Genomic DNA, 5449 nt, shown 5'->3' with positions numbered 1-5449 from the left:
CCGCCGCCACGTCGTCACCCTCTCCCCGCTCCGGGGCGGCGGGAGATGTCTAAAAGAGACGGCCACGGGCTTGTGCTTCCACCACGGAGGGGCCCCGCCGTTCGCTGATCCCGCCGAAGGCGCGCTCCCGCTCTGCCTTTCGCAGTGCAGCATGCCCCCGCGCGAACCTGCGCGATCATGGACCCCCGCCCCCGCTAGGACTCCGCCATGCAGCAGTACCTGCTACTGATCTACATCGACCCGTCACTGCTGCGCACACTGCCCATCGACGAGTTCAATACGTTGATGCGCGACTGCCTCGCCCATGCCGACAAGCTGCAGGCCGAGGGCACGTTGCTGGCCGCGCAGAAACTGCAGCCGATCGAATCGGCGCAGACCCTGCGCGTGCGCGATGGCCACAGCCGGGTACTCGATGGCCCCTTCGCCGAAACCCGCGAACTGCTGGCCGGCTTCAACCTCATCGTCGCCCACGACCGCGATGAGGCCATGCGCATCGCGCAGGGGTTCCCGTGGGCCCGCTTCGGCAGCATCGAGGTGCGGCCGCTGGAAGACATGGACGCCGAGCGCGAACGCTGCGGCGCCCCCGCTGCGGCTATGGCAGCAGCCGTACCCTGATCTCGCGCGGGCCTACGCCTTCGTTGCCGCTGTAGTCGCGCGCACTGGCACGCACGATGTACTCGCCCGGCGGCAACGCCGCCGGCTGCCAGCGACCGGTTTCCATCAGGCCATCGCGCACGGTGTTGGTCACCAGATAACGGAAACGGGTAACTGCGCTGCCATGCACGGTGATGCCGCTGTCCGGGGCATAGGCCACTTTCACCGCCTGCTTCTGCGGCGGCATGCGGTTGAAGACGATGGTCCAGCGCGGTTGCTCGTAGCCCTGCAGCGGCTGCCCGCCGGCATCCAGGATCTGGTAGCCCACCTGGTATGGCCCCAGCCGGCGACGCGGCAGGTTGTTGTCCACCTGGTCCCAGGCTTCCACCACGATCTGCACGCCGCGTCCCTGCCGGGCCAACATCACCACGCCATCGCTGCCGGCGGCGAGCGGCTGGTCGTTGTCGTCCAGCAGCGCCACCTCGGTGATGCGCGGCGCGAAGTGGTCAGCGTAATCCTTGAACCCCAGCGCCACCGCATTGGTCTCGAAACCGCCGTTGCCCACGGCCAGGTGCACGTGCGCCTGGTTGTTGATGCTGCCCAGGCGGTCGCCTACGTGGATGCGCGTACCACGCCGCACGCGGATGCGCTCCAGCGTGCCGTCTTCGGCGTACAGCGGCTGCCAGCGCGCGTCGAACGGTTCCCCGCGTGGCGTACGACCGACGCGCATGTGGATGTACTTCAACCGGTCCACGGCCAAGCCTTCAGCCTGCCCGCCCAGGTTCCAGGCGGCAATCGGGCTGCTGATCTTGCCCTCGGCGATCGCCAGCACGGTCTGGCCGACATCGCCGCGCACGTCAAAGCCGCCGTGCAGGTGGTGGCGGCTCTCACCCTGGAAGGTGCCGCGCACTTCGCCGAGCGTGCCCACCACTTCATGCCAGCCGTCCTGTGGTGCCAGTGGCCAGCGCCCGCCACTGTCCGGCAGCGCCGCGTCGGAGGCCGGACCCACCAGTGCCGGTGCAGGCAGTTCACCCACCGGCAGCGGGCGCAGGCGATGCAGGCGATAACCTGCGGAGTCGGCCACCAGCAGAGCGCCGTCGGCCTGCACGGCCAGGCCGCTGGGACGTGCCAGCCGTGGCAGGCGGTCATTGCCCAGCAGCGCCAGTTGGTGGCCCTGCGGGGTCACCTGCACGATGCGCCCGTCCAGGTCGCCCACATACAGGACACCGTCGTGCGTGGTGGCCAGTGACAGCGGGCCGTTGATGACCTCACCCTTGCCGACCGCGGTGCTGACCGTGCCATCGGCACCGACGCGGCGTACCGCGTTGTTGAACAGGTCGGCCACCAGCAGTGCGCCGTGCGCATCGAAGGCGAGCGCCACCGGGGTATCGAAGCGGGCGTCGACACCCGGTGCGTCGGCGAAGCCCGGGCGGTCGCCGCCGGCCAGCGTGCGTACATTGCCATCGGTACCGATCACCCGGATGCGGTCGTTCCAGGTATCGGCCACGTACACCTGTCCCTGCGCATCCACGGCGATGCCCATCGGTCCATCGAAACGCGCCTGCGCAGCGGGACCATCGGCGAAGCCCTGCTGGCCACCGGTCAGCGTCGTCACCTGTCCATCGGTGCTGATGCGCCGGATCGCATGATTGCCGGTGTCGGCCACATACAGATTGCCCTGCGCATCGGCGGCAATGCCCGAAGGGGTGTTGAAACTTGCCTGCAGGGCAGGTCCATCAACACGTCCCTCGCCCTGCCCCGCTACCGTTTCGATACGGCCATCGGGCAGGCGGCGGCGGATGCGGTTGTTGTCACCGGCATCGGTGAAATAGACGCTGCCATCGGCACTGCCCAGCAGCGCGTAGGGGTCGGCGAAGCGTGCCTGCGCCGAGGCGCCATCGCGATCACCCGGATGGCCGTCGCCGGCCAGCAGCTCGATCTGTGCGGTCCATCCCAGCGGCGTGGGTAGTGGGCCTGTCGGCGCCTGCGGGCCGGAGGCAGGAAATTCCCACCACGTGGCCGCCAGGGCAAGCGCTGTTGCCACCACTACCGCACCCACCGCCATCCCTTGCCACCGCGCCATCGTTCCGTGTGCCTGTGCTTGCATGAAGAGGCATGAACGATAATCGTTGGATGTGTGCAGCGCCATGGCCGATGGTCAGGGCCTTTTCGTGGCGCTTGTCCTGCACTGCCGCAGCGGGTTCAATGTCCACTCCATGGACGGAGGCCCACCATGCCCCGCTGTACCCCACTCCTTGCGCTGCTGTTTGCCGCGCTGACCAGTACGACTGCCTCGGCGAACGTGCCGCGGACGCCCACTTCTCCTTCGCAGCCTCCGTCCGATGCAGCGATGGATGCTTCGCATGCCGAGTACGCGCAGCAGTGGGATACAGCCATCGAGCAGTCCCGCAGTGGCAATACGCTCGCCGCGCTGATCGCCATGGAACGGCTGATGGACAGCCCGCTGCTGGCCGACTTCGATGCCGAGCGCCGGGGGCGCGCCGCGCAGTTTGCCGGCTGGACCGCCGCCAAGCAGAAGCAGCCCGCACTTGCACGGCGCTATCTGCACCAGGCACTGCAGGCATTGCCGGGCGATGCGCACATCCTGGCCACGCTGGTCTCGCTGGACCTCAATGATGACCAGCCGGCAGCGGCAGTCGAGCATCTGACACAGGCGCTGGCGCGTGCCGACGGCCCGCTGCCGATCGATCATCACGCCGTCAGCTACCTGCAGTACCACCTGCGCGAACAGCCCGTGCAGCGCATGGCGCTGCTGCAGGCGCTGTTCGACAACGGCTGGAAGAGTGGCGGCATCGAACCCACCGGCCTGTGGCTGGATCTGGCGACGCTGCAGGCCGACAACGGTCGCGGCGATGCCGTACGGGCAACGCTGGCCCGCATCGACACCCCGGCCGAGCTGATCCGCTTGCGCAGCGACAAACGCTTCGACCGCTATGTGGACCGTGCTGATGCACGCTTCGATCCGGTCAAGGCCGCGCAGGTCCATCTGGACGCCCTGCGCGTATCCGGCCTGCTGGACGGTGACCTGGATGCACGCCTGGTGGATTTCAGCAGCACGCTGCTGATGCTGGACCGCAACGAAGAAGTACTGGCGCTGACCGCTGATCTGGCCGAGGCCGTCGCGGAAGGACAATCGCCGTCCGCCGCCAAAGCGGAATGGCTGGCGTGGCTGCTCAACAGCCGCATCGCAGCACTGCGACGCCTGGAGCGTACTGATGAGGCGCTGGCGACGGCGAAGCTGGCCACCCGCATCGGCGCATTCGGTCCGGATGGCCTGGAGCACCAGATGAACCTGGCCTTCGTGCTCAACTCACTTGGCCAGACGCAGGAAGCAGACGCTGCGATGGCCACATTGACCGATCTAAGCGGCTACGGCCAGGCGGCGCAGGCCTTGATCCGTTTCGCCGCCGCCCGCGAGCGTGGTGATGCCACCGCTGCCGCCGCCGCACGTGCGGTCATCGTCGCCCAGCGCCAGAACGCGCGCCTGTTCTACCGCGAGATGCTGCTGGAGGAAGGCGATCTGGATGGAGCCGCAGCGGTGCTGATCGAGCAGCTGCGCTCGCCGTTGGAGCGCAGCGACGCGCTGGCCAGCCTGCAGGACATGCGCGTGTATCCCTCGTTGCCGGGCGATGTGCGCATTGATGCGGCCTGGCGCGAACTCAAGCAGCGTTCCGATGTGCAGGCCGAAGTCTCGCGCGTCGGCCGCATCGAGCGTTACGACCTGGTGGGCAGCGCCACGTCGCGCTGAGCGCCGGCTACTTCGCCGGTACTTCGATGCGGATGCCCATCGCCTCGCGATAGCGGGTGTACAGGGCCATCACCTTGTCCACGTAGGCCAGGGTTTCGGCATACGGCGGCACGCCCTTGTAGCGTGCCACCGCACCGATGCCGGCGTTGTAGGCCGCCGCCGCCAGCGGACGGTCGCCGTTGTAGCGACGCAGCAGCGCGCGCATGTAGCGGGCGCCGCCGTCGATGGACTGCTGCGGCGAGAACGGGTCGCGCACGCCGTATTCCAGTGCGGTATCGGGCATCAGCTGCATCACGCCCTGCGCGCCCTTGCTGGACACCGCCAGTGCGTCGAAATTGCTTTCCGCGTGTGCGATCGCCCGCAACCAGGCATCGTCCACGCCGGTGGCCTTGGCCGCTGCCTTGAACTGTTTCGCGTGCTGGGCCAGCTGGGGCTTGCCGACCTTGCCCAGGCCTTCATGTGCCGGTTCGCCCGGTGGCGTGGCCACGGTGAACTTCAGGAACACCCGCGAGCCGGGCAGGTTGCGGGTGGAGTAGACGAGCTTGCCGTCCTGTTCGCGCTCGTACAGCACGCCACTGAACACGCCCATGTTGCCCCACAGGTTGGGGGTCTGCACGGCGCTGTCGTCGATCTCCTTCGGCGTGCAGCGCGAGCCGGGCTCGGGTGCGGTGGCCAGGCTGACCGTGTTGCCCTGCACGCAGCGGTAGACCGTGCGCGCAGCGGCCAGCCCTGGCCACAGGCCAGACAGCAGCAACAGCGCGACGAGGGCGGGACGGAGGGACATGGCGGCCGGATGATCCGGCGGCGGCCGCTAACAATGAGTGAATGGGGGTTTGGCCGGGCGGCGCCCGGCACCCGCAGAGGCAACGGCAACGGCAACCTCAACAGCAACAGCAACGGCGGGCTATCCGTGGGATGGCGGGTGGGTCCGGTTGCGGGGGACGCCGTGAACCCATCCCTGAAGTGACCCCCGAGAGTTGGACGGTGGGGTCAAGCGGCCGCTTGAGCCTGTTCCCGGTACTGTACCGGGCTCAGGCCCTTCAATTTCAATCTGATGCGCTCTTGGTTGTAGTACTTGATGTACTC

5 protein-coding genes are annotated in these 5449 nt (G+C 68.0%); 2 read left to right on the top strand and 3 right to left on the bottom strand.

The genetic code is table 11. From position 1 onward, the window contains the following. Positions 1-207 precede the first annotated feature (207 nt). The gene (locus tag GIW57_RS23545; RefSeq protein WP_100459966.1) at positions 208-615 is read left to right on the top strand and encodes a YciI family protein; all 408 of its coding nucleotides are present in this window, start codon (positions 208-210) and stop codon (positions 613-615) included. Here GIW57_RS23545 and GIW57_RS23540 read toward each other — a convergent pair. After that, positions 593-2677: an SMP-30/gluconolactonase/LRE family protein gene (locus GIW57_RS23540; RefSeq protein WP_236513125.1), complete on the bottom strand. Its 2085-nt coding sequence runs from the start codon at positions 2675-2677 to the stop codon at positions 593-595. The genes GIW57_RS23545 and GIW57_RS23540 overlap by 23 nt on opposite strands. A 150-nt stretch (positions 2678-2827) precedes the next feature. Here GIW57_RS23540 and GIW57_RS23535 point away from each other — a divergent pair, with 150 nt between their 5' ends. Further along, entirely contained in the window at positions 2828-4363 is a 1536-nt protein-coding gene (locus GIW57_RS23535) for a hypothetical protein (protein WP_236513123.1), read from the top strand. Positions 4364-4370: 7 nt separating this feature from the next. Here the strand turns inward: GIW57_RS23535 and GIW57_RS23530 are convergent, their stop codons facing one another. Together GIW57_RS23530 and GIW57_RS23525 are read right to left on the bottom strand one after the other, a co-directional pair. Beyond that, positions 4371-5147, bottom strand: coding sequence for a lytic transglycosylase domain-containing protein (locus GIW57_RS23530; RefSeq protein ID WP_032975549.1), 777 nt, complete (start codon positions 5145-5147; stop codon positions 4371-4373). A gap of 206 nt (positions 5148-5353) precedes the next feature. Then, on the bottom strand, positions 5354-5449 hold a 96-nt coding region (locus GIW57_RS23525; RefSeq protein WP_236513122.1), incomplete at its 5' end, for an IS3 family transposase.

The sequence above is a fragment of the Stenotrophomonas sp. PA-6-5C genome, assembly GCF_021605635.1.
In the GTDB taxonomy this organism is placed as follows: Bacteria; Pseudomonadota; Gammaproteobacteria; order Xanthomonadales; family Xanthomonadaceae; genus Stenotrophomonas; species Stenotrophomonas lactitubi.
The sequence above is the reverse complement of the archived record's forward strand: the minus strand, read 5'-3'. Positions and strand labels throughout refer to the sequence as shown.